The 23,652-nt window shown below is 69.6% G+C and carries 19 protein-coding genes and 2 pseudogenes; 12 read left to right on the forward strand and 9 right to left on the reverse strand.

What is annotated here, in order from left to right; all coding sequences use genetic code 11:
* Positions 1 to 81 precede the first annotated feature (81 nt).
* Entirely contained in the window at positions 82 to 450 is a 369-nt protein-coding gene (locus OG302_RS10365; RefSeq protein ID WP_371526513.1) for a helix-turn-helix domain-containing protein, read from the reverse strand.
* Positions 447 to 707: a hypothetical protein gene (locus OG302_RS10370; protein ID WP_249586930.1), complete on the reverse strand. Its 261-nt coding sequence runs from the start codon at positions 705 to 707 to the stop codon at positions 447 to 449. The genes OG302_RS10365 and OG302_RS10370 overlap by 4 nt, the downstream gene beginning before the upstream one ends.
* Positions 708 to 832: 125 nt before the next feature.
* Between OG302_RS10370 and OG302_RS10375 the strand changes: the two genes are divergently transcribed.
* From OG302_RS10375 to OG302_RS10385, 3 genes are all read left to right on the forward strand, one after another.
* On the forward strand, positions 833 to 1,660 hold the full coding sequence (locus tag OG302_RS10375) for a TIM barrel protein (RefSeq protein ID WP_361838875.1): 828 nt from the start codon (positions 833 to 835) through the stop codon (positions 1,658 to 1,660).
* Positions 1,661 to 1,735: 75 nt separating this feature from the next.
* Positions 1,736 to 2,626 carry a 2-hydroxy-3-oxopropionate reductase gene (locus tag OG302_RS10380; RefSeq protein WP_371526514.1) on the forward strand — a complete coding sequence of 297 codons (891 nt, stop codon included), beginning with the start codon at positions 1,736 to 1,738 and terminating at the stop codon, positions 2,624 to 2,626.
* Positions 2,627 to 2,838: 212 nt separating this feature from the next.
* Positions 2,839 to 4,296 carry a catalase gene (locus OG302_RS10385; RefSeq protein WP_371526515.1) on the forward strand — a complete coding sequence of 486 codons (1,458 nt, stop codon included), beginning with the start codon at positions 2,839 to 2,841 and terminating at the stop codon, positions 4,294 to 4,296.
* Between the two features lie 361 nt (positions 4,297 to 4,657).
* On the opposite strand, the gene OG302_RS10390 is transcribed toward OG302_RS10385, so the two are convergent.
* Together OG302_RS10390 and gcl are read right to left on the reverse strand one after the other, a co-directional pair.
* Entirely contained in the window at positions 4,658 to 5,866 is a 1,209-nt protein-coding gene (locus tag OG302_RS10390) for a Shedu anti-phage system protein SduA domain-containing protein (RefSeq protein ID WP_371526516.1), read from the reverse strand.
* A gap of 105 nt (positions 5,867 to 5,971) precedes the next feature.
* The gene (gene gcl, locus OG302_RS10395) at positions 5,972 to 7,759 is read right to left on the reverse strand and encodes a glyoxylate carboligase (RefSeq protein WP_371750083.1); all 1,788 of its coding nucleotides are present in this window, start codon (positions 7,757 to 7,759) and stop codon (positions 5,972 to 5,974) included.
* A gap of 262 nt (positions 7,760 to 8,021) precedes the next feature.
* Here gcl and OG302_RS10400 point away from each other — a divergent pair, with 262 nt between their 5' ends.
* From OG302_RS10400 to OG302_RS10410, 3 genes are read left to right on the forward strand one after another with little or no spacing between them, the layout of a single operon-like run.
* A complete protein-coding gene (locus OG302_RS10400) occupies positions 8,022 to 9,011 on the forward strand; it encodes a serine/threonine-protein kinase (RefSeq protein WP_371526517.1) in 990 nt (329 codons plus the stop codon).
* Between the two features lie 24 nt (positions 9,012 to 9,035).
* Positions 9,036 to 9,842: a hypothetical protein gene (locus tag OG302_RS10405; protein ID WP_371526518.1), complete on the forward strand. Its 807-nt coding sequence runs from the start codon at positions 9,036 to 9,038 to the stop codon at positions 9,840 to 9,842.
* An 18-nt stretch (positions 9,843 to 9,860) separates the two neighbouring features.
* Positions 9,861 to 10,415 carry a GNAT family N-acetyltransferase gene (locus OG302_RS10410; protein WP_371526519.1) on the forward strand — a complete coding sequence of 185 codons (555 nt, stop codon included), beginning with the start codon at positions 9,861 to 9,863 and terminating at the stop codon, positions 10,413 to 10,415.
* On the opposite strand, the gene OG302_RS10415 is transcribed toward OG302_RS10410, so the two are convergent.
* On the reverse strand, positions 10,378 to 12,018 hold the full coding sequence (locus OG302_RS10415) for an AMP-binding protein (RefSeq protein ID WP_371750084.1): 1,641 nt from the start codon (positions 12,016 to 12,018) through the stop codon (positions 10,378 to 10,380). The genes OG302_RS10410 and OG302_RS10415 overlap by 38 nt on opposite strands.
* A gap of 53 nt (positions 12,019 to 12,071) precedes the next feature.
* Positions 12,072 to 13,781 carry an AMP-binding protein gene (locus tag OG302_RS10420; RefSeq protein WP_371526520.1) on the reverse strand — a complete coding sequence of 570 codons (1,710 nt, stop codon included), beginning with the start codon at positions 13,779 to 13,781 and terminating at the stop codon, positions 12,072 to 12,074.
* 149 nt (positions 13,782 to 13,930) lie between these two features.
* Here OG302_RS10420 and OG302_RS10425 point away from each other — a divergent pair, with 149 nt between their 5' ends.
* The gene (locus tag OG302_RS10425) at positions 13,931 to 14,767 is read left to right on the forward strand and encodes a response regulator transcription factor (RefSeq protein WP_371526521.1); all 837 of its coding nucleotides are present in this window, start codon (positions 13,931 to 13,933) and stop codon (positions 14,765 to 14,767) included.
* A 78-nt stretch (positions 14,768 to 14,845) separates the two neighbouring features.
* Entirely contained in the window at positions 14,846 to 15,493 is a 648-nt protein-coding gene (locus OG302_RS10430; protein WP_371526522.1) for a LysE family translocator, read from the forward strand.
* A gap of 51 nt (positions 15,494 to 15,544) precedes the next feature.
* Here the strand turns inward: OG302_RS10430 and OG302_RS10435 are convergent, their stop codons facing one another.
* Complete coding sequence (locus OG302_RS10435; protein WP_371526523.1) at positions 15,545 to 16,786, reverse strand: winged helix DNA-binding domain-containing protein; 1,242 nt, start codon at positions 16,784 to 16,786, stop codon at positions 15,545 to 15,547.
* Positions 16,787 to 17,011: 225 nt separating this feature from the next.
* Between OG302_RS10435 and OG302_RS10440 the strand changes: the two genes are divergently transcribed.
* Positions 17,012 to 18,184: a magnesium and cobalt transport protein CorA gene (locus OG302_RS10440; protein ID WP_371526524.1), complete on the forward strand. Its 1,173-nt coding sequence runs from the start codon at positions 17,012 to 17,014 to the stop codon at positions 18,182 to 18,184.
* Positions 18,185 to 18,352: 168 nt separating this feature from the next.
* Here the strand turns inward: OG302_RS10440 and OG302_RS10445 are convergent.
* Together OG302_RS10445 and OG302_RS10450 are read right to left on the reverse strand one after the other, a co-directional pair.
* Positions 18,353 to 18,970, reverse strand: a pseudogene (locus tag OG302_RS10445) (ISKra4 family transposase); the annotation flags it as partial.
* Positions 18,971 to 19,072: 102 nt separating this feature from the next.
* Positions 19,073 to 20,005: a hypothetical protein gene (locus OG302_RS10450; RefSeq protein ID WP_371526525.1), complete on the reverse strand. Its 933-nt coding sequence runs from the start codon at positions 20,003 to 20,005 to the stop codon at positions 19,073 to 19,075.
* A 1,203-nt stretch (positions 20,006 to 21,208) separates the two neighbouring features.
* On the opposite strand from OG302_RS10450, the gene OG302_RS10455 reads away from it, so the two are divergent.
* From OG302_RS10455 to OG302_RS10465, 3 genes and pseudogenes are all read left to right on the forward strand, one after another.
* Positions 21,209 to 21,982 (forward strand): HNH endonuclease, encoded by a 774-nt coding sequence (locus OG302_RS10455; protein ID WP_371526526.1) that lies wholly within the window; start codon positions 21,209 to 21,211, stop codon positions 21,980 to 21,982.
* Positions 21,983 to 22,524: 542 nt separating this feature from the next.
* Positions 22,525 to 22,710 (forward strand): annotated as a pseudogene (locus tag OG302_RS10460) (CorA family divalent cation transporter); the annotation flags it as partial.
* 98 nt (positions 22,711 to 22,808) lie between these two features.
* Positions 22,809 to 23,651, forward strand: a complete 843-nt coding sequence (locus OG302_RS10465; protein WP_371526527.1) for a mycofactocin-coupled SDR family oxidoreductase — start codon at positions 22,809 to 22,811, stop codon at positions 23,649 to 23,651.
* The last annotated feature ends 1 nt before the right edge of the window (position 23,652 follow it).

Consider the following 23,652-nt stretch of genomic DNA (forward strand, 5'->3'; position numbering starts at 1 on the left):
ACTTTGTTGAAAACTTCGAGTAACAAAGGCCGCCGTCCGGTTAACGGACGGCGGCCTTCAGGGGTGCTCCGACCTGCGACGTCAGGTGGAGCGGTTGAGGTAGTTGTACACGGTGAAGCGGGAGACACCGAGCGCGCCGGCCACCGTCTCCACCCCGTGCCGCACGGCGAAGGCGCCTCGCGCCTCAAGTATCCGTACGACCTCCTGCTTCGCCTTGCGGTCCAGCTCCGACAGGGGTACGCCGCGCTTGCGCTCCAGGGCCAGCAGGATGTGGTCCAGGGAGTCAGCGAGCTGCGGAAGCCGCACGGCCAGCACGTCCTGCCCCTCCCAGGCGAGGACGACGTCGTCGGCGCCCGCCTCGTCGGGGGGCACGATCTCGCCGCCCATGGCGTCCACGAGCGGCTTGACGGCGGCCACGAAGGGGCCGTGATCGCCTCTGACACCGGTCATTCGATGGCCTCCCCCGACTCTCCGAGCACGTTCACCTGGAGCGAGACGCGCGTCGCGCCCGCCTCCAGGGCCTTGCGCAGCAGCGCGTCGACGGCGGTCAGGACCTCGTCCGCGCCGCCTTCCGCGGTGTTGCCGAAGGGGCCGACGTCCACGGCGTCGAGCTCGGCCCCCTGGATGACGTCACGGGCCACCACCGCATGGGCGGGCGCCTCGTCCAGGTCGAAGGGTTCGGTCGTGAACTCCACTCTCAATCGCACGCGCACAACCTACTGCCGCGTGGTGATTTTCCGGCAGCCCCCTCTTGACAAGGGCGGATCCTCGACGGCAATCTTCCATCAGACAGAAATTAACTTCCGCAATACGGAAGGAGCGCGGAAGCCCCATGGGATACTCCGACCAGCGCTTCAATGTGAACCTGTCGATCCTCTTCACGGAACTCCCGCTCCTGGAGCGCCCCGCGGCTGCCGCCGCGGCGGGCTTCACGGCGGTCGAGCTGTGGTGGCCCTGGGTCGACGCCCCCACCCCCGAGCAGTCCGAGCTCGATGCCCTTCGGGCCGCGATCACGGACGCCGGCGTACAGCTGGTGGGCCTGAACTTCTACGCCGGGCAGCTGCCCGGACCGGACCGCGGCGCCCTGTCGATTCCGGGCGAGGAGAGCGAGAAGTTCCGCGCGAACCTCTCGGTGGCGGCGGACTTCGCCCAGTCCCTCGGCTGCAAGGCGCTCAACGCGCTGTACGGCAACCGGGTGGAGGGCGTGGACCCCGCGGTCCAGGACGAACTCGCCCTGGAGAACCTGGCGGCGGCGGCCCGCGAGGCCGACCGCGTCGGCGCGATCCTGCTGATCGAGGCCCTCAACAAGCCCGAGTCGCCGCGCTGCCCGATCGTCAGCGCACCCGCGGCGATCGCCGTGGTGGACAAGGTGAACTCGGCCACCGGGCTCGGCAACGCCAAGTTCCTGATGGACCTGTACCACCTGTCCATGAACGGTGAGGACCTGCCGGCCGTCATCGATCAGTACGTGGCCCAGACCGGGCACGTGCAGATCGCCGACAACCCTGGCCGTGGCGCCCCGGGGACGGGGTCGCTGCCGCTGGAGGAGCTGCTGGATCAGCTCCGGAAGGCGGGTTACGAGGGGTACGTCGGGCTGGAGTACAAGGCTGGGGACCGGCCTAGCGCCGAGGCCTTCGGCTGGCTGCCCGCAGCGGACTAGACGCCGCTTCGCGGCGGATTTTCCCGCCCACCCACCGATTGCCCCGCATCACCCCGTAGCTAGAAAGGCTCCCTCATGAGCAACCTTCCCAAGATCGCGTGGATCGGACTCGGCATCATGGGGTCCCCCATGTCCGAGAACCTGATCAAGGCTGGTTACTCCGTCACCGGCTTCACCCTTGAGCAGGACAAGCTGGACCGCCTCGCGGCCGCCGGCGGAACCGTCGCCAAGTCGATCGCCGAGGCCGTCAAGGACGCCGACGTCATCGTCACGATGGTGCCCGCGTCCCCGCAGGTCGAGGCCATCGCGTACGGCGAGAACGGCATCCTGGAGAACGCGAGGTCCGGCGCGCTGATCGTCGACATGTCGTCGATCACCCCGCAGACCTCCGTGGACCTGGCCAAGGCCGCCAAGGAGAAGGGCATCCGCGTCCTGGACGCCCCCGTCTCCGGTGGCGAGGCCGGCGCCATCGAGGCCGTGCTCTCCATCATGGTCGGCGGCGAGCAGGCCGACTTCGACGAGGCCAAGCCCCTCCTCGACGCCCTCGGCAAGACCATCGTGCTGTGCGGTCCGCACGGCTCTGGTCAGACCGTGAAGGCCGCCAACCAGCTCATCGTCGCCGTGAACATCCAGGCGTGCGCCGAGGCCGTCGTCTTCCTGGAGAAGTCCGGGGTGGACCTGACCGCCGCCCTCGACGTCCTGAACGGGGGGCTCGCCGGCTCGACCGTCCTGACACGCAAGAAGGACAACTTCCTCAACCGCGACTTCAAGCCCGGCTTCCGGATCGACCTGCACCACAAGGACATGGGCATCGTCACCGACGCCGCCCGCAATGTCGGTGCCTCGCTCCCGGTCGGCGCCGTGGTCGCCCAGCTCGTCGCCTCGCTGCGCACGCAGGGTGACGGCGGCCTCGACCACTCCGCGCTGCTGCGCGGCGTGGAGCGCCTGTCGGGCGCCGAGCTCTAAGAGCTCCTCAAAACTTCCGGGTCGCGGCGGCGCTGACACCTGTCCTGTCGCGCCCAGGCGTCGCCGCGGCCCGGAACCCAAGCCACATCAGCAAGCCGCGACAAGCCCCACCCAAAACTTCAACAAACTGTTGACGTAGCTGTTCAGGCGTACTTACGCTCACGTCACCTCAGCAGTTTCAGCAGTCCGTACGGAAGGTCAACTCCGCCACCATGTCGAAGCGTGTGCTCACGACCGAGTCCGGCGCCCCTGTCGCCGACAACCAGAACTCAGCCACCGCCGGCGTCGGTGGCCCGCTCCTCCTCCAGGACCAGCACCTCCTTGAGAAGCTCGCCCGCTTCAACCGCGAGCGCATCCCGGAGCGTGTGGTGCACGCGCGTGGTTCCGGTGCCTACGGCTACTTCGAGGTGACCGACGACGTCACCGCGTACACCTCGGCCGACTTCCTGAACACCGTCGGCAAGCGCACCGAGACCTTCCTGCGCTTCTCCACGGTGGCGGACAGCCTCGGCGGCGCGGACGCGGTCCGTGACCCGCGCGGCTTCGCGCTGAAGTTCTACACCGAGGAGGGGAACTACGACCTCGTCGGCAACAACACCCCGGTGTTCTTCATCAAGGACCCGATCAAGTTCCCCGACTTCATCCACTCCCAGAAGCGCGACCCCTTCACGGGCAAGCAGGAGCCGGACAACGTCTGGGACTTCTGGGCGCACGCCCCCGAGGCGACGCACCAGGTGACGTGGCTGATGGGTGACCGCGGCATCCCCGCGTCGTACCGCCACATGAACGGCTACGGCTCGCACACCTACCAGTGGACGAACGAGGCCGGCGAGGCCTTCTTCGTGAAGTACCACTTCAAGACGAACCAGGGTGTACGCAGCCTGTCGTCGGAGCAGGCCGCCGAGCTCGCGGGCAAGGACGCCAACTCGCACCAGACGGACCTCCTGCAGGCCATCGAGCGCGGCGTGAACCCGTCCTGGACGCTGCACGTGCAGATCATGCCGGCGGCGGAGGCGGCGGACTACCGCTTCAACCCCTTCGACCTGACGAAGGTGTGGCCGCACAGCGACTACCCGCTGCAGCGCGTGGGCCGTCTGGTCCTTGACCGCAACCCCGACAACGTCTTCGCCGAGGTCGAGCAGGCCGCCTTCTCCCCGAACAACTTCGTTCCGGGCATCGGTCCATCGCCCGACAAGATGCTCCAGGGCCGCCTGTTCGCCTACGCGGACGCCCACCGCTACCGCCTGGGCGTCAACCACACGCTGCTCGCGGTGAACGCGCCGAAGGCGACCACCGCGGACAACTACGGCCGTGACGGTCTGATGGCGTCCAATGCCTACGGCCGCGACCGCAAAAACTACGAGCCCAACTCGTACGACGGCCCGGTCGAGACCGGCCGGCCGCTGTCCGCCCCGCTGGCCGTCAACGGCCACACGGGCACGCACGAGGCGCCGCTGCACACCAAGGACGACCACTTCTTCCAGGCGGGCGAGCTGTACCGCCTGATGTCGGCCGAGGAGCAGGCCCGTCTGGTGGCGAACATCGCGGGCGGCCTCTCGCAGGTCACCCGTGACGACGTCATCGAGAAGAACCTGGCCCACTTCCACGCCGCCGACGCCGAGTACGGCAAGCGCGTGGAGGAGGCTGTCCGCGCCCTGCGCGAGGATTAGAACCCCCCGACTGCGCCGGGGAATTGACGGGAGGTCAGTTCCCCGGTGCTGCGCCCGCGCCATCACGGACCCGGATGAGGGGTGGTCCCGTGATGAACAGCGGGCCGGACGAGGACCGCGGCGGCTCTGCGAGCCAGTGCGGTGGTAAAGGCCCTGCGATCCCCTTCTCGACCTGAGGGAAGAGGATCCCGCAGAGCCATTCGCAGCCGCCGCGGTCCCAGCCGTCCTCGGGCCCCTGGGCCCCCGCTGACTCCGTCCGGCAGCGCGTATGCATGTTCCGCCAGTCGCGCGCGGTCGGACGGCTACAACTCCTCAGCCAGAGCGCCGAGTACGGACGGTCCCGTACTCGGCGTTCTTCCGTCTACGGCGACCCGGCGAGCGAGCGGTGCGCGTTGTCGACCAGTTCCTTGTAAGTGAGCACCTCGACGCGGGTGACATGCGAGTTGAACGTCCGCAGCGCCTCGTTGATCCGGCCCTCCGGCACATCGGGCTGCTGTGCCGGGTGTCCGATCAGCACCAGCGCGCTCGCCCTGCGGGTCTCGATGCCGAACTCCTCGCGGATGCGGTCACGGTTCTCGTCCAGACCCACGAGGTAGTTGACGGCCTGCCCTACGGCATCGTGTACCTGGGCGGTGGGCACCCAGGCGTTGCGGTACCTCTTGACCAGCGCGCCCCTGAGACTCATCGCGCGCTTGAGCTCCACGATGTGCAGAGTGCCGTCGCCGCGGATCAAGGGGATGTCCACTTCGTCGCCCGGCACCAGCCTGCGCTGAACGGCCTCACCTATGAAGCGGCCTCCGAAGATCCAGGGCTGGCCTTCCAGGGCTCGCTGGAGGTCGTGCTCGGACGATCGAAGGTCTTCGACAACCTCGCGTAACCCCTCCAGACCCGCGGACCGTCGCTTCAACTGCGCCGCCTGGAGCAGTAGTTGACCTTCGTCATCAGCTGCGAGCAGCGCCAGCGCGTCAGGCGAGGTGACGATCTTCCGGGCGGCCTCGGCGGGGTCCTCGATGTCGATGCGGCCGTCGCACAGGATGCGCTCGAGCCAGAGCGCGAGCTCCGCCGTTCCGCGCGGAACGACGTAGCGTCCCGGCCGGTCGGGGGGTGCCTGCAGAAACCGCGCATCGCGCTCCAGGTCTCGTAGGTGACCGATGAGCTCCGGCGCGCCGGCCTCCGGATGCGCGTCCAGGAATTCCTCGCCGGCGTGCGCCGCGTAAGCGTAGCCCGCCGCCGTGATCCTCCCGAGGGGCTCCTCGTGGCTCACCCGCCGATTGCCGTCCTTGAACAGCCGCAATCGGTCGTCCAGTTCCGGCTTCAGGATGCGCCCATCGGCGTAGTCCACGGCATCCTGTACGAGGCGTACGACATCCCACTCGTCCAGCGCCGCGGCCCTGCCACGCGCCTCGGCGAGCAGGCCCATGAGCTTCTTGCCACCCCGGATCCTCCCGCCCGGCCCTCCACGCAGATGCCCGGCCACGGCCGTCAGGCAGGCTCGTACGCCCGCGTCCAGCGCGGCCCCTGCCGCGACTTCCACTTGCTGCTCAAGCGTCGCGTCCGCTCTCGGTTCCATGCCGGGCAGTGTGCCGCGCGCCACTGACAATGCCCCGGGAACGCCGAAGGGGCGGTCCACCCCGCCGGGTGGACCGCCCCTTCAGTGAGCTGTGTGACGCTGCCGTCAGACCTTCAGGGGCCGGATGGCGGTGGGCGCGTGGCCCGGCTCCGTGGCGAGTTCCTCGAACTCCTTGACCGCGCTGATGTCGGCCGTGGGGCTCATGGAGATGTTCGTGATGCGCTCCAGGATGGCCTCGACGACGACCGGGACCTGGTGCTCCTGGGCCAGCTTCTTGGCCTGCTCGAAGGCCGTGCCCAGTTCATTCGGGTCGGTGACGCGGATGGCCTTGCAGCCCAGACCCTCGGCGACCTTGACGTGGTCGACGCCGTAGACGCCCAGCTCCGGGCTGTTCTGGTTCTCAAATTCCAGGTTGACCTGGAAGTTGATGTCCAGACCGATCTGCGCCTGGCGGATCAGACCCAGGTAGGCGTTGTTCACCAGGACGTGGACGTACGGGATGCGGTGCTGCGCGCCGACCGCCAGCTCCTCGATCATGAACTGGAAGTCGTAGTCGCCGGACAGCGCGACGACCGGGGTGTCGCGGTCCGCGGTGGCGACACCCAGCGCGGCCGGGATCGTCCAGCCGAGCGGGCCCGCCTGGCCGCAGTTGATCCAGTGCCGCGGCTTGTAGACGTGCAGCATCTGGGCGCCCGCGATCTGCGAGAGGCCGATGGTGGTGACGTAACGCGTCTCCGGGCCGAAGGCCTTGTTCATCTCCTCGTAGACGCGCTGCGGCTTCATGGGGATGTTGTCGAAGTGCGTGCGGCGCTGGAGGGTTTCCTTGCGCTCCAGGTGGGAGGCGACCCACGCCGAGCGGTCGGGCAGCTTGCCGGCGGCCTTGAGCTCCTTGGCGACCTCGACGAAGAGTTCGAGGGCGACCTTGGCGTCGGAGGCGATTCCGTAGTCCGGCGCGAAGATCTTGCCGATCTGGGTCGGCTCGATGTCGACGTGGACGAACTTGCGGCCCTGGGTGTACACGTCCAGCTTGTAGCCGGTGTGACGGTTGGCCCAGCGGTTGCCGATGCCCAGGACGAAGTCCGACTCCAGGAACGTCGCGTTGCCGTAGCGGTGGCCGGTCTGCTGGCCGACCATGCCCGCGTTCAGGTCGTGGTCGTCGGGGATCGTGCCCCAGCCCATCAGGGTCGGGACGACAGGGGTGTTGGTGATCTCGGCGAACTCGACCAGCAGGTCGGAGGCGTCGGCGTTGATGATGCCGCCGCCGGCGACGATCAGCGGACGCTCGGACTCGACCAGGTAGGTGATCGCCTTCTCGATCTGGGCACGGGTCGCGGACGGCTTGTAGACCGGCAGCGGCTCGTACGTGTCGATGTCGAACTCGATCTCGGTCTGCTGGACGTCGATCGGCAGGTCGATGAGGACCGGGCCCGGGCGGCCCGAGCGCATCAGGTGGAACGCCTGCTGGAAGATGCCGGGGACCTGCGCGGCCTCCAGGACCGTGACGGCCATCTTGGTGACCGGCTTGGCGATCGTCGCGATGTCGACGGCCTGGAAGTCCTCCTTGTGGAGCAGGTGCGTCGGCGCCTGACCCGTGATGCAGAGGATCGGGATCGAGTCACCGATCGCCGAGTACAGACCGGTGATCATGTCGGTGCCCGCCGGGCCCGACGTACCGATGCAGACGCCGATGTTGCCCGGGTTGGCGCGGGTGTACCCCTCGGCCATGTGCGAGGCGCCCTCGACGTGGCGGGCGAGCGTGTGGTCGATGCCACCGCCCTGCTGGAGCGCCTTGTAGAAGGGGTTGATCGCGGCGCCGGGGACTCCGAACGCGTTGGTGACGCCCTCGCGCTTGAGGATCTCAACTGCCGCGCGGACAGCGGTCATACGAGCCATGGGGTTCTCCTGCTTCGACAACAGCTTCGACAGCTGCGCCGACCTCTCGGCCGGCGTGTTCGGCTGGCGGATCCGGCTCCCGTCGCGCCCCGCGGTGAGCTTCTGTTTCCGCATTGTGGAAATTATGTTCTGCTATATGGAAGCAATGTAGGGGGGTGCGGTGGAGACCGTCAAGAGATGTCCGGGAACCGGGCCGCCTGAAGGGCGCGTCCCAGTCGTTGAATTCGCATTGAATTCGGGCCACACCACCGGGGGGTCGACCGTGGCCAGTGCACCGGACACGCTGCCCGCCGGGCAGGACCCGCCGAGCCACGGCCGCTGGACGGCCGGGCCCCTGCTGGGACAGGGACGCCTCGGGCGGGTCTTCCTCGCGCACGACGGGACGGGACGCGCCGCCGCCCTGCGGGTCGTGCACGCCTCCCTCGCCCGCGACCAGGAGTTCCGCGCCCGCTTCGCCCGCGAGGTCCGGGCGCTCGGCGCGGTCCGGGGGCGCCGGGTCGCCGCCCTCGTCGACGCCGACCCGCACGGCGCGGTGCCCTGGCTCGCCACGGAGTACGTCCCCGGACCGACGCTCGCCACGTGGGTACGGGATCTGGGCGGGCCCCTCGGTACGCCGGACCTGCGGGTCCTGGCGAACGCCCTCGCCGGGGCGCTGAACGACATCCACCGGGCGGGGCTCGTGCACGGTGGCCTGCGGCCGTCGAACGTGCTCCTGGCCACCGGCGGACCCCGCGTCGTCGACTTCGGTGTGGCGGGGTGCGCGGAGCGGGCCGGTGACACGGGGCAGGCCGGGTGCGGGGCGCCTGCCGGGCTCACGGAGGCGCGGGGATATACGGCACCCGAGGTCCTTGCCTCGCCCCGGGGTGAGACGAGGCCGCCGTCCGACGTCTTCTCGCTCGGCGCGGTCCTCGCCTTCGCGGCGGCGGGGCGCGGGCCCTTCGATGCCGCGCACTACGACTCCGCGGGCTACGACGCCGCGGGCTACGACGCCCGAGGCGAGGCCGCCGACATGGCGGACGTGCCGGAGGAACTGCGGCCCCTCATCACCGCCTGCCTCGCCCGGCATCCCACGGCCAGGCCCGCCCCGCGCACCGTCGCGCGCATGGCGGGCCTCCCCCTGCCGGGCAGTCGGCGCCGGGCCCTGACGCTGGCGGGCACCCTGACCCTGACGGGCACCCTGCTCCTGGCTCAACCGGCTGCCGTGGCGGGCCCACTTGGTGGACGATGGGCGTCACGAACCGGCGAGCGGTGACGGCAATGGTGACGGGTGAGAGTAATGACGGACAGCGGCGTCCCGGTACGGTGCCCGGTCTGCCGGCGTGAGCATCTGTACGCCCCGCCGTCCTACCCCTGCGCGTGCGGCGCCCCCGTGGTGCCGCCGATCGCGCGCGGCGCGACGGTGGCTCCGGTGACCGACCGGTCGTGGGCGGACGAGTGGGTGACCGTGCGGTGCCGGACGTGCGGGCGCCGCGACCAGTGGCCGCAGCCCGAGCTGGGGTGCGGGTGCGGGGCGGTGCTGCGTATTCCGGTACGGGCGGTGCAGGCGCCTTCGGAGGCTCCGACCACTCCGGCCCCACCGGCGACTCCCGCCGCTCAGGTGCCCCCGGGCGCTCAGGTGCCGCCCACCGAACCGGCGGCTCCGACCGCTCCCGCGCAGCCGGCCGCTCCGGCGCACATACCGCTCCCCCGGACGGCTCCGACGCCTCGGCCCGCGTTCCAGCCGGTGCCGGTCCGCACGGCACGGGACGCGGTGACGGTGGCGGGGCTGTATCTGCGCTGGCTCGGGTACGGGGAGGTCCGCGGCGCGGTCAGGCGGGCGCCTTCCGGGGTGCGGGTGTCGGCGCGGGGTGTGATCGCCCTGATCGAGCCGTCCGTGCAGCCGACGTCACTGCGTGACGTGGAGTGCGTGTGGCTCAGCGCGATGTCCGACGCCGTGAGCTGCGTCTGCTTCTCCCTCGCGGGGTACGAGGGGGCGGCCCGCGCACGGGCGGACGCGCTGTCCATCCCCCTGTTCGTCATCGACCTCGCGGGAATACCCCAGCCGGTGAACAGCGCGGCGGACGAGCTGATCGCCTCGGGGTGACCGAGGCATACTCGCCGGATGCGCATCCGCCCGGCCACGCAGGCCGACCTCCCCGCCCTCCAGGACATCGAACGCGCCGCCGGTGCACCCTTCCGCACCCTGGACATGGCGGCGATCGCGGACGACGAGCCCCCCGCCATCGAAACCCTGGAGAGCTTCCGCACCGCGGGCCGGGCCTGGGTGGCCACCGAGGCGGACGGCACCACCCCGGCACCCCTGCTCCTGGCGTACCTCATCCACGAGCCCGTGGACGCCGCGGAACACATCGAGCAGGTGACCGTGCACCCCCGGGCGGCCCACCGCCGCATCGGCCAGGCCCTGATCGAGCACACCGCCGGGCTCGCCCGCGAGGCAGGCAGGGAAGCCCTCACCCTGACCACGTTCACGGACATCCCGTGGAACGCCCCGTACTACGCCCGCATCGGCTTCCGTGTGCTCGGCGAGGCCGAACTCACCCCGGGGCTGCGGAGGATCCGCGCCCGCGAGGCCGAGCTCGGCCTCGACCGCTGGCCGCGCGTGGCCATGCGCCGCGAGCTCACCCGGGGTGGGGCCCGTCCCCGTACCGCTCCCTGAGCTCGATCTTCCGCACCTTCCCGGACACCGTCATGGGGAAGCTCTCCAGGATCCGCAGCCCGGCCGGGATCTTGTAGTGCGCCAACTGCCCCTCGCAGAAGGCCCGAAGCTCCTCGACCGTCAGCGGATCCGCCGCGTCCCGCAGGATCACGCAGGCCAGCGGCACCTCTCCGTAGCGCTCGTCGGGGACGCCCACCACCTGGACGTCCGAGATCTTCGGGTGGCCGTACAGGAACTCCTCGATCTCGCGCGGGTAGATGTTCTCGCCACCACGGATGATCATGTCCTTGATGCGGCCGACGATCTGGACGTAGCCGTCCTCCCGCATGACCGCCAGGTCGCCGGTGTGCATCCAGCGCCCGGCGTCGATCACCTCGGCCGTCCGTGACGGCTCGTTCCAGTAGCCGAGCATCACGCCGTAGCCCCGGGTGCACAGCTCGCCGGAGGTGCCGCGCGGCACTGTCACGCCGCTGGCCGGGTCGACCACCTTCACCTCGATGTGCGGCAGCACGCGCCCCACCGTTCCGGTGCGCCGCTCCAGGTCGTCCGTGCGGCGGGTCTGCGTCGAGACCGGGGACGTCTCCGTCATGCCGTAACAGATGGAGACCTCCTCCATGTGCATCTCCGCGACCACCCGTTTCATCACCTCGACCGGGCAGGGTGAGCCCGCCATGATGCCGGTGCGCAGTGAACTCAGGTCGTACGTCGCGAAGTCGGAGAGGTTCAGCTCGGCGATGAACATCGTCGGCACGCCGTACAGCGACGTACAGCGCTCGCGCTCCACCGCGTGCAGCGTGGCGACCGGGTCGAAGGACGGGGCGGGGATGACGACGCAGGCGCCGTGGGAGGTGGCCCCGAGATTCCCCATGACCATGCCGAAGCAGTGGTAGAACGGCACCGGCAGGCACACCCGGTCCTGTTCCGTGTAACCGACCGTCCGGCCCACCCAGTAGCCGTTGTTGAGGATGTTGTGGTGGGAGAGCGTCGCCCCCTTGGGGAAGCCGGTGGTACCCGAGGTGTACTGGATGTTGACCGGGTCATCGCAGCTCAACTCGCCCTCACGGGAAGCGAGTTCCTTCTCCGTCACCGCTCCGGCCGCATCGAGCAGCTCGTCCCACGAGCCGTCCCCGATGTAGTGAACGGACCTCAGCTCGGGGCAGCCGGGCCGCACCTGGTCCACCAGCGCCCGGTAGTCGCTCGACTTGTGCGCCTGCGAGGCCACCAGGATCGTCACCCCGGCCTGCTTGAGCACGTACTCCAACTCATGCGCGCGATATGCCGGGTTGATGTTGACGAGGATCGCGCCGATCCGCGCGGTGGCGTACTGCACGAGCACCCACTCGGCACAGTTCACGGCCCAGATGCCGACACGATCACCCTTGGCGACCCCGGCCCCCATGAAGCCGCGCGCCAACTGCGCAACGGCCGAGCCGAACTCGGCGTACGTCCAGCGTGTCCCCGCCGCCACGTCCACCAGCGCGTCCCGCTCGGGCCAGGCCTCGATCGCCCGGTCGAGGTTGCGCCCGATGGTGTCACCGAGCAGCGGCGTCGTGCTGACACCGTGGGCGTACGAGAGGTCGTGGGCGTGCGGCAGCTCACCCATCGGAAGCTCGCCCATCGACGACCCGTTCATCGCCTCGTTCATCGGCCGCTCACTCACCGGAAGTCCTCCTCGCGGTACTCGGCGTCGGAGCCCGCGGCCGTGGCCTCGCGCAGCTCGATCCGGCGGATCTTGCCGGAGACGGTCTTGGGGAGCGGGCCGAACTCGATGCGGCGCAGCCGCTTGTAGGGGGCGAGGACCGCGCGTGAATGCTCGAAGAGCAACTTCGCGGTGTCCGGTCCTGGTTCATGTCCGGCGGCGAGGACGACGTACGCCTTCGGGACGGAGAGCCGCAGCGCGTCGGGCGCGGGGACGACCGCCGCCTCCGCCACCGCCTCGTGCTCCAGGAGCGCGCTCTCCAGCTCGAACGGGGAGATCTTGTAGTCGGATGCCTTGAAGACGTCGTCGGACCGGCCGACGTAGGTGATGTAGCCGTCGGCGTCGCGGGAGCCGATGTCGCCGGTGCGGTAGTAGCCGCCGGCCATCGACTCCGCGGTGCGCTCCGGGTCGCCGTGGTAGCCGGCCATCAGGCCGACCGGGTTCGCCGCGAGGTCGAGGGAGATCTCGCCCTCCTGCGCTCCCGGCTCTCCGGTGACCGGGTCGAGGAGTTCGACGGCGAAGCCGGGCGTCGGCCGCCCCATCGAGCCCGCCTTCAGCTTCTGGCCGGGCGAGTTGGCGACCTGTACGGCGGTCTCGGTCTGCCCGAAGCCGTCCCTGATGGTGACACCCCAGTCGCGCCGCACCTGGTCGATGACCTCGGGGTTGAGCGGCTCCCCCGCGGCGACGACCTCGCGCGGCGGTGTCCGGAGCTGGGTCAGGTCGGCCTGGATGAGCATGCGCCAGACGGTCGGCGGGGCGCAGAAGGACGTGACCCCGGCCCGGTCCATCTCGGCCATCAGACGGCCCGCGTCGAAGCGCGCGTAGTTGTGGATGAAGACGGTCGCCTCGGCGTTCCAGGGCGCGAAGAGGTTCGACCAGGCGTGCTTGGCCCAGCCGGGCGACGAGATGTTGAGGTGGACGTCGCCGGGCTTGAGGCCGATCCAGTACATCGTCGCCAAGTGCCCTACGGGGTACGACACATGGGTGTGCTCGACCAGCTTCGGGCGGGCCGTCGTGCCCGAGGTGAAGTAGAGCATCAGGGGGTCGTCGGCGTGGGTGACGCCGTCGGGCTCGAAGACGGGGGAGGCCTCGGAGACGGATTCGGTTGCGCTGACCCCGTCCCCACCGTCGTACGAGATCCAGCCGGGCCGGTCGCCGCCCACGACGATGCGTGTGTAGTCGCCGGGCACATCGTCGAACTTCGCCGTGTCCTCGGAGCGTACGACCACGTGGCGGGCGCGCCCGCGCCGGATGCGGTCCCGCAGGTCGACGGGGCCGAGCAGGGGCGTCGCCGGGATGACGACGGCGCGCAGCTTCATCGCGGCGAGGGCGATCTCCCAGAGCTCGACCTGGTTGCCGAGCATCACCACGACGCGGTCACCGGCACGGACGCCCCGGTCGCGCAGCCAGTTGGCCACCTGGTTGGAGCGGGCGGACAGGTGCGCGAAGGAGAAGCGGGTGGCGGGCCCGTCCTCCTCGACGATGTGGAGAGCGGTCCTGTCGTTGTCCCGGGCGATGACGTCGAACCAGTCGAGCGCCCAGTTGAACCGCTCGGGCCGTGGCCAGGCGAAACCCTCGTAGGCGGCGGCGTAGTCCTCGCGATGCCGCAGCAGGAAGTCCCGAGCCGTGCGGAACTGTTCCGTGCCGCTGGTGCCCGTCGTCGTCATTGCGCTCTCCTCGTCGCCGGTCCGATGCCCGGCACCTTTGCCGGACCCATCGCGTGAGTCATTGCCGGACGCTACGTAACATCGTGTAATTCGTGATGCAGGTCTCACCACCCCCGGACGGGGGTGTCCCGAAGCGAAAGGTCTTGCGCGTGACGGCTGACGGAGGCGAGGCGGTCGAGATGCGGTCCGCGCTGCTGCGGCTGCGGCGCGGCACGGGGCTGCCCGTGGCCTTCGGCGGGCTCGTCGAGGGGCAGCGGCAGGTGCGGATCGCCGAGCTGACGGGCACGGGGACGCGTGCGCTGTGCGGTCTCGCGGTGTCGTCCGGGAACGGACTCGGCGGCAAGGCGGTCGCGCTCTCGCGTCCCTGCGCGGTCACCGACTACCACGACTCGCGCCACATCAGCCATGAGTACGACGTCGCGGTGGCCGCGGAGGGCCTGCGTTCGGTGCTCGCGGTGCCGGTGGTGGTACGGCGCAGGGTCCGGGGCGTCCTGTACGGGGCCCTGCGCTCGGCCCAGCCGCTGGGCGACCGGACGCTCTCGGCGGCGGTGGCGGCGGCGCGCGACGTGGAGCAGGCCCTTGTCGTACGGGACGAGGTGCACGCGCTCATCGCGGCGGCGCGGGAGCCGCAGGCCGGTGCCGGGGCCGCCTGGGAACAGGTCCGCGAGGCGCACGGCGCGCTCCGGGAACTGGCGCCGCGGATCGCCGACCCGGCATTGCGGGCGGACATATTGGCGGTGTGCGGCCGGTTGGCCTCGGCGGCGACTGTGCCGCAGGGACGGGAGCGTTCGGTGTCCCTGGCGCCGCGCGAGGTGGACGTCCTCGTGTGCGTGGCCGGGGGCGTGACGAACGCGGTGGCGGCGGAGCGGCTCGGGCTGCGGCCGGAGACGGTGAAGGGGTATCTGCGGGCGGCCATGCGGAAGTTGGGCGCGCACACGAGGCTGGAGGCGGTGGTGGCGGCCCGCCGGGCGGGGCTGCTGCCGTGAGCCGCGGGCAGCGTTGACCGACGGTTTCGCCGGTGTCGGATGGAATGGACCCAATGGATCGTGAAGGGGGTGATGGGCATGGTGTCCACGGACCGTTTTCTGGCCTTCGCGGCGATGTCGCTGTTGGTGATCGTGATCCCGGGACCAAGCGTCCTGTTCGTGATCGGCCGGGCCCTGGCCCATGGCAGGCGGACCGCCGTGGCGACGGCGCTCGGCAACCTCCTCGGCTCGTACGTCCTGGTCCTCGCGGTCGCGTTCGGCGTCGGATCGCTCGTGGAGCGTTCGGCCGCGGTGTTCATGGCGGTGAAGCTGGCGGGGGCCGCCTACCTGGTCTTCCTCGGCGTGCAGGCCTTCCGGCACCGCAAGGAGATGCGGGCCGAGTCCATGGGCACGGCCTCCACCGGGGAGCCGCGCACCGACCTGCGTACGGTCCTGGACGGCGCGCTCGTCGGAGTGACGAATCCGAAGGGCATCGTGTTCTTCGCGGCGGTGCTCCCCCAGTTCGTCGACCACGCGGCGGGTCATCTGCCCGCGCAGATGCTGATCCTGGGCCTGGTCCCGATCAGCATCGGGCTCGTCACGGACACCCTGTGGGGCCTGACGGCATCCGCGGCCCGCACCTGGTTCGCACGCTCGGAGCGGCGCCTTTCGCTGATCGGCGGGGCCGGGGGCGTCACGATGATCGGACTCGGCGTGACCGTCGCGGCTACGGGCCGGGCGGACTGAGGTCTGCGGCCGGCCGGACTGGGACCAGTGGAGCACTGAGGCCTTCGCCGTTCAGCGCTCGATGACCGTGCCGAACCGGATGTCGTACGTGGCGGCCTGGTGCAGGGGGCCGCGAAGGAGCCGCTCCGCCTCTTCGGTCAGTTCGTGCCGCTGGGCCTTGGTCAGGGTGCCGAACGGCTCGATGGTGAGGACGGCGGAGTCGGCGGAGTCGCGGGATTCCTTGGCCGCTCCCGCACCCCGCCCCCCACCCTTTCCTCCGCCCTCTTCGACGCGCCACACGCCCGCCAGGAAGCCGTCGACCAGGAAGACGCTGTAGGCGAAGTTGCCCTTCCAGGTGCGGCCCTTGTACTCCTGCGGCACGACTCTGCCGCGGTCGGCGTGCGAGAGGAGGAGGTTGTCGAACTCGGGCAGGAAGCGCGCCGGGGCCGGGGTGTCCGCGTCCGGGCGGGGCGCGTCGGGGAGGTCGAAGAGCTCGACGCCGTTCTCGTCGCGGAACGTACGCAGTTGGGGCCGCAGCCGCTCGAAGGCCTCCCGCAGCCGCGTGAGCCCCGCCCAGGTCTGCATGTCCTTGACGGATGCGGGCCCGAAGGCGGCGAGGTAGCGCAGGACGGTGGCGTCGGGCGCGGGCACCGGCCCGCTCGGGCGGCCGAGCCAGTGCTCGGCGGTGGTGAGTGCGACCTGCCCGCTGCGCCGCCACAGGCCGCGCGGGGTGACCTGGACGAGCGGCAGCGAACAGCGGGCGGCGACGGCAAGGGACTGCGGATCGGCGTCGGGCCAGCGGGGCAGCAGGACCTCCCGCAACTGCTTCATCGTGCGGGGCTCCTCCTCGACGGCGGCGCGGGCGAGTGAGGCGAGCTCCTCCAGGTCGACGCCGGTCAGCCCCTTGCGGAAGGCGTGCAGCTCACGGTCGCGGGCGCCTTGCACCAGCGGGCGCAGGGTGAGGGCGTCGTCGGCGGTGTGCAGGTGGATGGTCGAGCGCATCGTGACGATGCGTACGAGATCGCGCGAGGCGAGAAGCCCGGACAACACCTCCGGGTCGAACCCCTCAAGGCGGGCCGCGAGGGCGTAGTAGGGCGGCTTCACGTTCTGCGCCTGGAGGCCGAGGAGGTGGGCGACGGCGCCCTCGACGGAGAGGCCGGCCGAGCGATCCAGGAGCAGCTGACGGCCGAGGGTGGCACGGTTGAGGGCGCGCGTGCCGAGTACGGGGTCGGTGTGCTGGGCCCGCCCTGTCTTCGGAGAACGCGACGTACTCGACGTACTCGGTCTGCTGGGCGTACTCGGCGTGTTCGTCATGCTCCGCACGCTAGCGGGACTTGCGGACATCTTCTGTCCGCAAGCGCGCCGGGAGATGCGCGCGGCATGCGTAGAGGGCGCATCGGGAGTGCATCGGGAGTGCACCGGATGGCGTCGAGATGGTCGAGATGGCGCCACGCCCGCGACTTTTGGCACGTATATCCTGCTTCGAGCTGGCAAGACGCACGTTCGACACCGACACACAGCCATTCGGAGGCAGTCAGCATGGCGGAGCGCCGGGCCCGGCCCGTACCGAGCACGAAGAGGCACGGCTGGCGGCGCACCGCCCCGGCCAAGGCCTCCTCGGCCTCAGGGAACGGGGACTCCGGAAATCCCGAGGGCACGCCCGCGTCCCCCTCCCCCGGACCGCAGGACGCCGCGAGCGTCGTACAGGCCGCGCTCTACCGGGACGGGGTCCGCGTCGCGACGCCGGCCACGCTCGCCGACACCTTCCGGGAGCTGCGCGAGCAGCACGACGGCATGGCATGGATCGGCCTCGCCCGGCCGACGGAGACCGAACTCCTCTCCCTGGCCGCCGAGTTCGACCTGCACGAGCTCGCCGTCGAGGACGCGATGGAGGCGCACCAGCGCCCGAAGCTGGAGCGCTACGGCGAGACCCTCTTCGTCGTCCTGCGCGCGGCCCGCTATCTGGACGCTCCGGAGGAAGTCGACTTCGGCGAACTGCACGTGTTCGTGGGCCCCGACTTCGTCATCACGGTGCGCCACGGCGCCGCCCCGGACCTGACCGCCGTACGCCGCCGCATGGAGGAGAGCCCCGAACTCCTCAAGCTCGGCCCCGAGGCGGTCCTCTACGCGATCCTGGACGCGGTGGTCGACGGGTACGCCCCGGTCGTGGCCGGAGTCCAGAACGACATCGACGAGATCGAGACCGAGGTCTTCGGCGGCGACCCGGCGGTCTCCCGCCGCATCTACGAACTCTCCCGCGAAATGGTCGAGTTCCAGCGAGCGACCCGCCCTCTGGTCGCCATGCTGCACTCCTTGATGGCGGGCTTCGCGAAGTACCGCACCGACGAGGAACTCCAGCGCTACCTGCGCGACGTCGCCGACCACGTCACGCACACCAGCGAACGCGTCGACGGCTTCCGCCAGGCCCTCACCGACATCCTCACGGTCAACTCCACCCTCGTCACCCAGCAACAGAACGCGGAGATGCGAGCGCTCGCGGAGGCGGGCTTCGAACAGAACGAGGAGATCAAGAAGATCTCGTCGTGGGCGGCCATTCTGTTTGCACCCACGTTGGTGGGAACGATCTACGGGATGAACTTCGACGAGATGCCGGAGCTGCACTGGACGTTCGGCTATCCGTTCGCGATCGGGCTGATGGCAGTGGTGTGCGTGAGCCTGTACTTCATCTTCAAGCGGCGGGACTGGCTGTAGCGGGGAGCCAGTAGGCTTGATCGACTTCGCGTACGCGAAGTTTTCAGAAGGGCTCTCCCGGCCTCCTGGGGAGAATCTGGGGAGAATGCGCGGCGCTGGGGAGCGGGCCATCACCCGCCGCACGTCATTCGCCGTTGGGTGTAGCTCTCCCCGGGAGACGCCTGCGGTTCAGACCGTGAGGTCGTAGTCGTGCTGGTCAGAGGTGGAATAGAGCCGTTCGTGCTCGCGGGCGAGATGGAAGGCGAAGTAGGCGTCGAGGTCACCGTTGTCCTTCACCGCCCGGAGTTTGAGGACGGCCTCGGCGCCGCTCAGCCCCCACCTTGCCCCGGTGATCTCCAGACGGTCGCCGATGAGATGCCTGCATGCGCCCTCGATCGGGCCGGTGGCGATCGGCCAGCCCTCGGCCAACGCGGTCTCGTAGCAGAGTTGGTCAAGGTGGCCGCCCAGGTAGCGGACGCAGGTGGCTGCGGCTTCGCGTTTCGCTCCGCGCAGGCCGGCCCGCTCCGCCTGCGCGGTGATCTCCGCGGCTGGCCGGCCGTGGAGGATCGTGGTCAGATGCCCGGCGACCCAGGCTTCGGCTGCCGGGGTGCCGGGCCGGTGGAAGCTGTGCGCGGCAGCCCAGACGTACTCGCTGACGTGCACGATGTCGAGCAGGACCTACACGGTGATCCCGCGCCGGTCGGCTTCGGCGCGGATCGGGTCGAGTTGGTGGCGGGCGCCGTCGACCAGGACGACCCAGGTCCGCACGTGGTCGCGGTCGCGGTCGCGGGCCTGGGCCGCCGCCTCCCGCGCCTCCAACTCCCCGATCAACGACCCCATCAGCGTCGCCTCCTCCACCCACACGGTAGAGACCCGACCACGCCGCCGCCCCTCATGCGCAGTCGTACGTCAGCCCGCCCGCTCATAGGTAAGGACGGTCTTCGGGTGGTTGCCGATCTTGCGTAGGCGCAGCGGGCCGTCCGAGGACTTCACGTCGAAGGAGTACTCGGTCTCCTCCGGCGGGCAGTTGACGGTCCTGGTGCCCTGATCGAGCTTGAAGTTGCTCATGGACAGATCGTGCTGGTCGATGCCGGAGACAGTGGCGCTGCCCTTGCATCGCGGGCCGGTGCGGGACTCGATGACCACGCGTGCGCGTCTGCCCGGCTCGACCTGGTGGAGGGTCAGCTGCTGGCTGCCGTCCCTGGCTCGCCACCGGCCCACGAACCAGGGGTGGATGGGCTTGTACTTCGTGGCCACCCCGGCGAATCCGGAGCCTTTGCGCCAGGTCAGCGTGGTGGTTTCCAGCATGCTGGGATCGACGAAGTCCACTCGGGCGCCACCGTCGCGGATGCGGGCCTTCGGCCAGGCGATGGTGTTTTTGGTCGGGTCGGTGGTCCAGGAGGAGAGGTCCCCGGTGGCGACGGCCGCGATCACCTCTTGCGGTTCTTCGCCGTCCCTGCAGTACGCGCCGAAGCCGGCCGCGAGCCACACGGTGTCCCGGTACGCCTTTGCCCTGATGCCGTGGCACGGTTTGGTGCCGGTCTCATAGACCGTCTTCCGGGCGGACCAGGCGTCGTCAGAGGCGTGGCGATGCTGTGCCTCCAGGCCGCGGCGAGTGAAGCGGAGGGACACCTGCCTGCCGTCGGACAGTTCGAGGACGGTGTGGTCGTCGTCGTCCTCGACGACCCGTGAATCAGGCTTGTCCTCCGGTTCGCGGTGGGACTTCGTGTGCTTCGCGCTGCTGCCGGACGGTCCCCTGACCGATTGCTCGGCGCAGCCGCTGAAGGCTGCGCCGAGCATCAGCACCGCTACCGCCCACGCCGCTGCGCTCTTCGTTCTCATGCCGTGTCAGCTCCCCTGTACGCCGTGCCGCGATGCCCGGGCCGGTGGGTGGCACGAACTCGGCGATGCTAGTCGGTGGGCGGCCCGCCCCGCTCGACCCCCGGCACGGTGCGGCCCCGGTGGTTCCGTCACTCGTCGACGACGGCGGCGACCGCACCCGGGCCGCCGCCTCCCGCGCCTCCAACTCCCCGATCAACGACCCCATCAGCGTCGCCTCCTCCACCCACCCGGTAGAGACCCGACCACGCCGCCATCACCCACAACCACGATCTCCCAGCTCAAACCATCGGGGCCGTCCCCGGAAGAGAGCTACACCCTTCGCCGTTTCCAACCGCTGCTGGCCTGCTGCCCGCTCTGCGTCGGTCGGGCTACGCGAACGCGGCCCGCTCCCCCCTGTCCGCAACCGCCCAAGCCCTGGCCGAACTCGGAGGACAGCTCACATGAACATGGCAGGCCGAGAACTCGCTGGTCCCACAACAACTGTCAGTGCCGTGGTCTACCTTGCGGTCCAGTCAGGATCAGGTGCCGTACAGGCCATGCACGTAGAACGAGGTACGCCCCGTGAGGAGATGCGCTGTATGTATGGCGGACATCAGTCACCGGCATGGACTTGCGAAGTACTGCTCCGACACATGTGCCCTGGAAGCACGCCGCCCCACCATGCTCATCTGCGAGGAGTGCGCGGCCTCGTTCGTTCGGCCGAACCGTATTGGTGCGCCTCCCCGCTACTGCTCCGACGAGCACCGGGCCACCGCGGCGGCCCGCAAGGCCCGGGCCCATCACGAGGCCCGCATGGAACTGATTCGCTTACTGCGGGGGAACAGAACGTGCATGGTCTGCGGGGCTGACATCGATAGCCGCCATCCCCGCGCGAGGTACTGCGGCTGGCAGTGCCGCTATGACGACCAGGGGCATGTTCCGCATCAACCGGCCGTGTCACGCGAGGAGCTACTTCTCAGGCGCCGCAGGCGGAGGGCCTCCGCGCGGCCGGTATCGATCACTCTCCAGTGTGAGAGCTGTGGGATCCCCTTCGAAGTACCCGGCGACAAGCCGGGGCGCAAGCCTCGGCGCTGCCAGCCATGCCGGGATCTCGACAAGCCGCAGGTGCGCCCAGGACCCCATGCCTGCAAAGGCTGTGGTCTGGCCGTTCCGGCCGAGCGAGGCGTTCTCGCTCTCTACTGCTCCGTCGACTGCCAGGTCACCATGAACAACCGGGCACAGGCGAAGCGGCGCAAGGTCGAGCGTGCGGAAGCGAAGCGAGAGCGGGAGTGCGCGGTCTGCGGTCAGCCGATCGAGATGCGGGAGCACGGGCTTCGCAAGTATTGCGGTCATGGCTGCTGGTATCGCGCCAACTACGTGCCCAGATCGAAAGCTGATGCCTGCGCGTGGTGCGGTGGCTCCATGGCCCACCGCCGGGGTGACGCCAAGTTCTGCGGGCAGTCATGCCATTCGAAGGCCCAGTACAAACGCCAGGTCGGTACCGCTCTTCGTTCACGTCCCTGCAGCTACTGCGGGCAATGGATGCCCCTCAGCACCGCGCACCGTGTCTTCTGCTCGGGCCGGTGCTCCCGCCGCGCCTACTTCGAGGCAAACCAGGAAAGAGTGCGAGCCGCAAAGCGTCGCGGGAACCACCAGCGCCGGGCGATGCTCGCCCGTGTCAAAAGGTACAGCGTGACCGAACGAGATCTCTCACGGCTGTGGAATCAGTACGAGGAAAGTTGCGCCTATTGCGGCGAGAGAACCCCCTCCCTGCATCAGGAGCACATCGTCCCGATCTCCCGGGGCGGAGTCGACGGCATCGGAAACCTGGTCCCGGCCTGCCCCGACTGCAACCTGTCGAAAGGCGACCGGACCGTCATGGAGTGGCGCCTCAGAAAGAAGTCCCCTCGCTACGTCACACGGCCCGACCGCCAAGGCGCGGCTCGCCTTCCGACCAGCACGCAACAGACCATCGAGACCGGCCTCGCTGCGCGGTGACGCACTCCTTCCGCGCACTGAGCAGCACACCCTCCTACGGGAATCGCTCCGACTCGACAGCCGACGCTCAGTACGTAGCGCTGCGGGGGGAGCGGTGCAGCGCTAGCCAGCCAGTTCCTGGTCCGGCTGAGGTTCCGGCGTACGCCAGAGAGCGCATACACAGACGGACAAGGCGATGCAGACAGGCAAGCAGGAGCGAATCGAGAAGGCCGAAGCGTACGCGCCAGGACTATCTCCGCTGGGAACCCAACTCGCTTGAGCCAAGCGTTCAACCCCTATCCCCAGCGACTGCGACGGCCTGCCCAGTACTCTGGGTAACGGCCAAGCCATGTCCGAACAACCCCTCAGATTTAGTCCTCCCTCGTGACCTCCTGGCCCTCGCTGGGGAGGATCCGGGGAATACCAAGCCCAGTTGGGGAGCGCCCGGGGAGAATCGACCGCGCAAGCGGGCAGCACGGCGAAAGAGCTGGAAATACCCATCGCCCCAGGCCAGAGCAGGGGTTCGGCCAATCTTCGCAGGTCAGCGCCCTGCGGACGACGTCTTCAAGAAGATCTCCTCGTGGGCAGCCATCCTCTTCGCCCCCACCCTCGTCGGCACGATCTACGGCATGAACTTCGAGACGATGCCCGAGCTGAAGTGGGCGGCGGGGTATCCCTTCGCGATCCTGCTGATGGCCGTGGTCTGCGTGAGCCTGTACTTCATCTTCAAGCGGCGGGACTGGCTGTAGGCGGGAGATCTCGATCCGGGGCCATTGCCGCCCTCGCGTCCGCGCTGCTATCGCTGGGACATAGCGAGGTGCCGCAGGGAGCCGCAGGGAGCCGCGTCATGCGCGATGAGGGAACTCGGTTAGGGGCGCGGCGGCTTGAGGGCAAAGTCGCCTTCGTCACCGGGGCCGCCGGAGGGCTCGGGCGGAGTCATGTGCGGCGGATGGCCGAGGAAGGCGCCGACCTGGTCGTCGTGGACATCTGCCGGTCGGTCGACACCGTGCCTTATCCCCTGTCGACTCCGGAGGAGTTGGACGACGCCGTCGAGGAAGTGCGGGCCCTGGGGCGCCGTGTCGTGGCGCGGCAGACGGATGTGCGCGACCGGGCCGCGCTCCAGGCGGCGTACGACGCCGGGCTCGATGAGTTCGGGCAGATCGACATCGTTGTTGCCAATGCCGGGATTGCACCGCTGCTCGTGGAGGACAGGGTGCAGGCGTGGCATGACGCCCTTGATGTCAACCTCACCGGAACCTTCCACACCGTCGAGGTGGCCATCCCGTCGATGGTCGCCGCCGAGCGGGGCGGCTCGATCGTGATCGTCAGTTCCACCGCCGGGCTCGTCGGCATCGGTGGGGCGAGCAACGGCGGGCTCGGTTACGCCGCCTCCAAGCACGGCGCCGTCGGGCTGATGCGCACCTACGCCAACAATCTCGCCCCGCACAGCATCAGGGTGAACTCCGTGCACCCCACCGGCGTGGCGACCCCCATGGTCACCGACCCCGCCATCGTCGAGTTCGTCGCCCAGGACCCGATTCTCTCCGAGACGGCGCCAAATGCCTTGCCCGTAGCGGTGGTTGAGGCGGTCGATGTATCGAATGCCGTCTTGTGGCTGGCCTCGGACGAGGCCCGCTACGTCACCGGTGTCACGTTGCCCGTCGACGCCGGATTCATCAACCGCCGCTGAC

Origin of the sequence: Streptomyces sp. NBC_01283 (assembly GCF_041435335.1) — a bacterium.
Classification (GTDB): Bacteria; Actinomycetota; Actinomycetes; order Streptomycetales; family Streptomycetaceae; genus Streptomyces.

Bases quoted from the DNA above. Each gene is read 5' to 3' on its own strand.
- OG302_RS10435 (WP_371526523.1), bottom strand. From the start codon at position 16,786: ATGACGAACACGCCGAGTACGCCCAGCAGACCGAGTACGTCGAGTACG.
- OG302_RS10415 (WP_371750084.1), bottom strand. From the start codon at position 12,018: ATGGGTGAGCTGCCGCACGCCCACGACCTCTCGTACGCCCACGGTGTC.
- OG302_RS10455 (WP_371526526.1), top strand. From the start codon at position 21,209: ATGAACAACCGGGCACAGGCGAAGCGGCGCAAGGTCGAGCGTGCGGAA.
- OG302_RS10465 (WP_371526527.1), top strand. From the start codon at position 22,809: ATGCGCGATGAGGGAACTCGGTTAGGGGCGCGGCGGCTTGAGGGCAAA.
- OG302_RS10365 (WP_371526513.1), bottom strand. From the start codon at position 450: ATGACCGGTGTCAGAGGCGATCACGGCCCCTTCGTGGCCGCCGTCAAG.
- OG302_RS10390 (WP_371526516.1), bottom strand. From the start codon at position 5,866: ATGGAACCGAGAGCGGACGCGACGCTTGAGCAGCAAGTGGAAGTCGCG.
- OG302_RS10375 (WP_361838875.1), top strand. From the start codon at position 833: ATGGGATACTCCGACCAGCGCTTCAATGTGAACCTGTCGATCCTCTTC.
- OG302_RS10405 (WP_371526518.1), top strand. From the start codon at position 9,036: ATGACGGACAGCGGCGTCCCGGTACGGTGCCCGGTCTGCCGGCGTGAG.
- OG302_RS10420 (WP_371526520.1), bottom strand. From the start codon at position 13,781: ATGACGACGACGGGCACCAGCGGCACGGAACAGTTCCGCACGGCTCGG.
- OG302_RS10385 (WP_371526515.1), top strand. From the start codon at position 2,839: ATGTCGAAGCGTGTGCTCACGACCGAGTCCGGCGCCCCTGTCGCCGAC.
- gcl (WP_371750083.1), bottom strand. From the start codon at position 7,759: ATGGCTCGTATGACCGCTGTCCGCGCGGCAGTTGAGATCCTCAAGCGC.
- OG302_RS10440 (WP_371526524.1), top strand. From the start codon at position 17,012: ATGGCGGAGCGCCGGGCCCGGCCCGTACCGAGCACGAAGAGGCACGGC.
- OG302_RS10450 (WP_371526525.1), bottom strand. From the start codon at position 20,005: ATGAGAACGAAGAGCGCAGCGGCGTGGGCGGTAGCGGTGCTGATGCTC.
- OG302_RS10410 (WP_371526519.1), top strand. From the start codon at position 9,861: ATGCGCATCCGCCCGGCCACGCAGGCCGACCTCCCCGCCCTCCAGGAC.
- OG302_RS10430 (WP_371526522.1), top strand. From the start codon at position 14,846: ATGGTGTCCACGGACCGTTTTCTGGCCTTCGCGGCGATGTCGCTGTTG.
- OG302_RS10380 (WP_371526514.1), top strand. From the start codon at position 1,736: ATGAGCAACCTTCCCAAGATCGCGTGGATCGGACTCGGCATCATGGGG.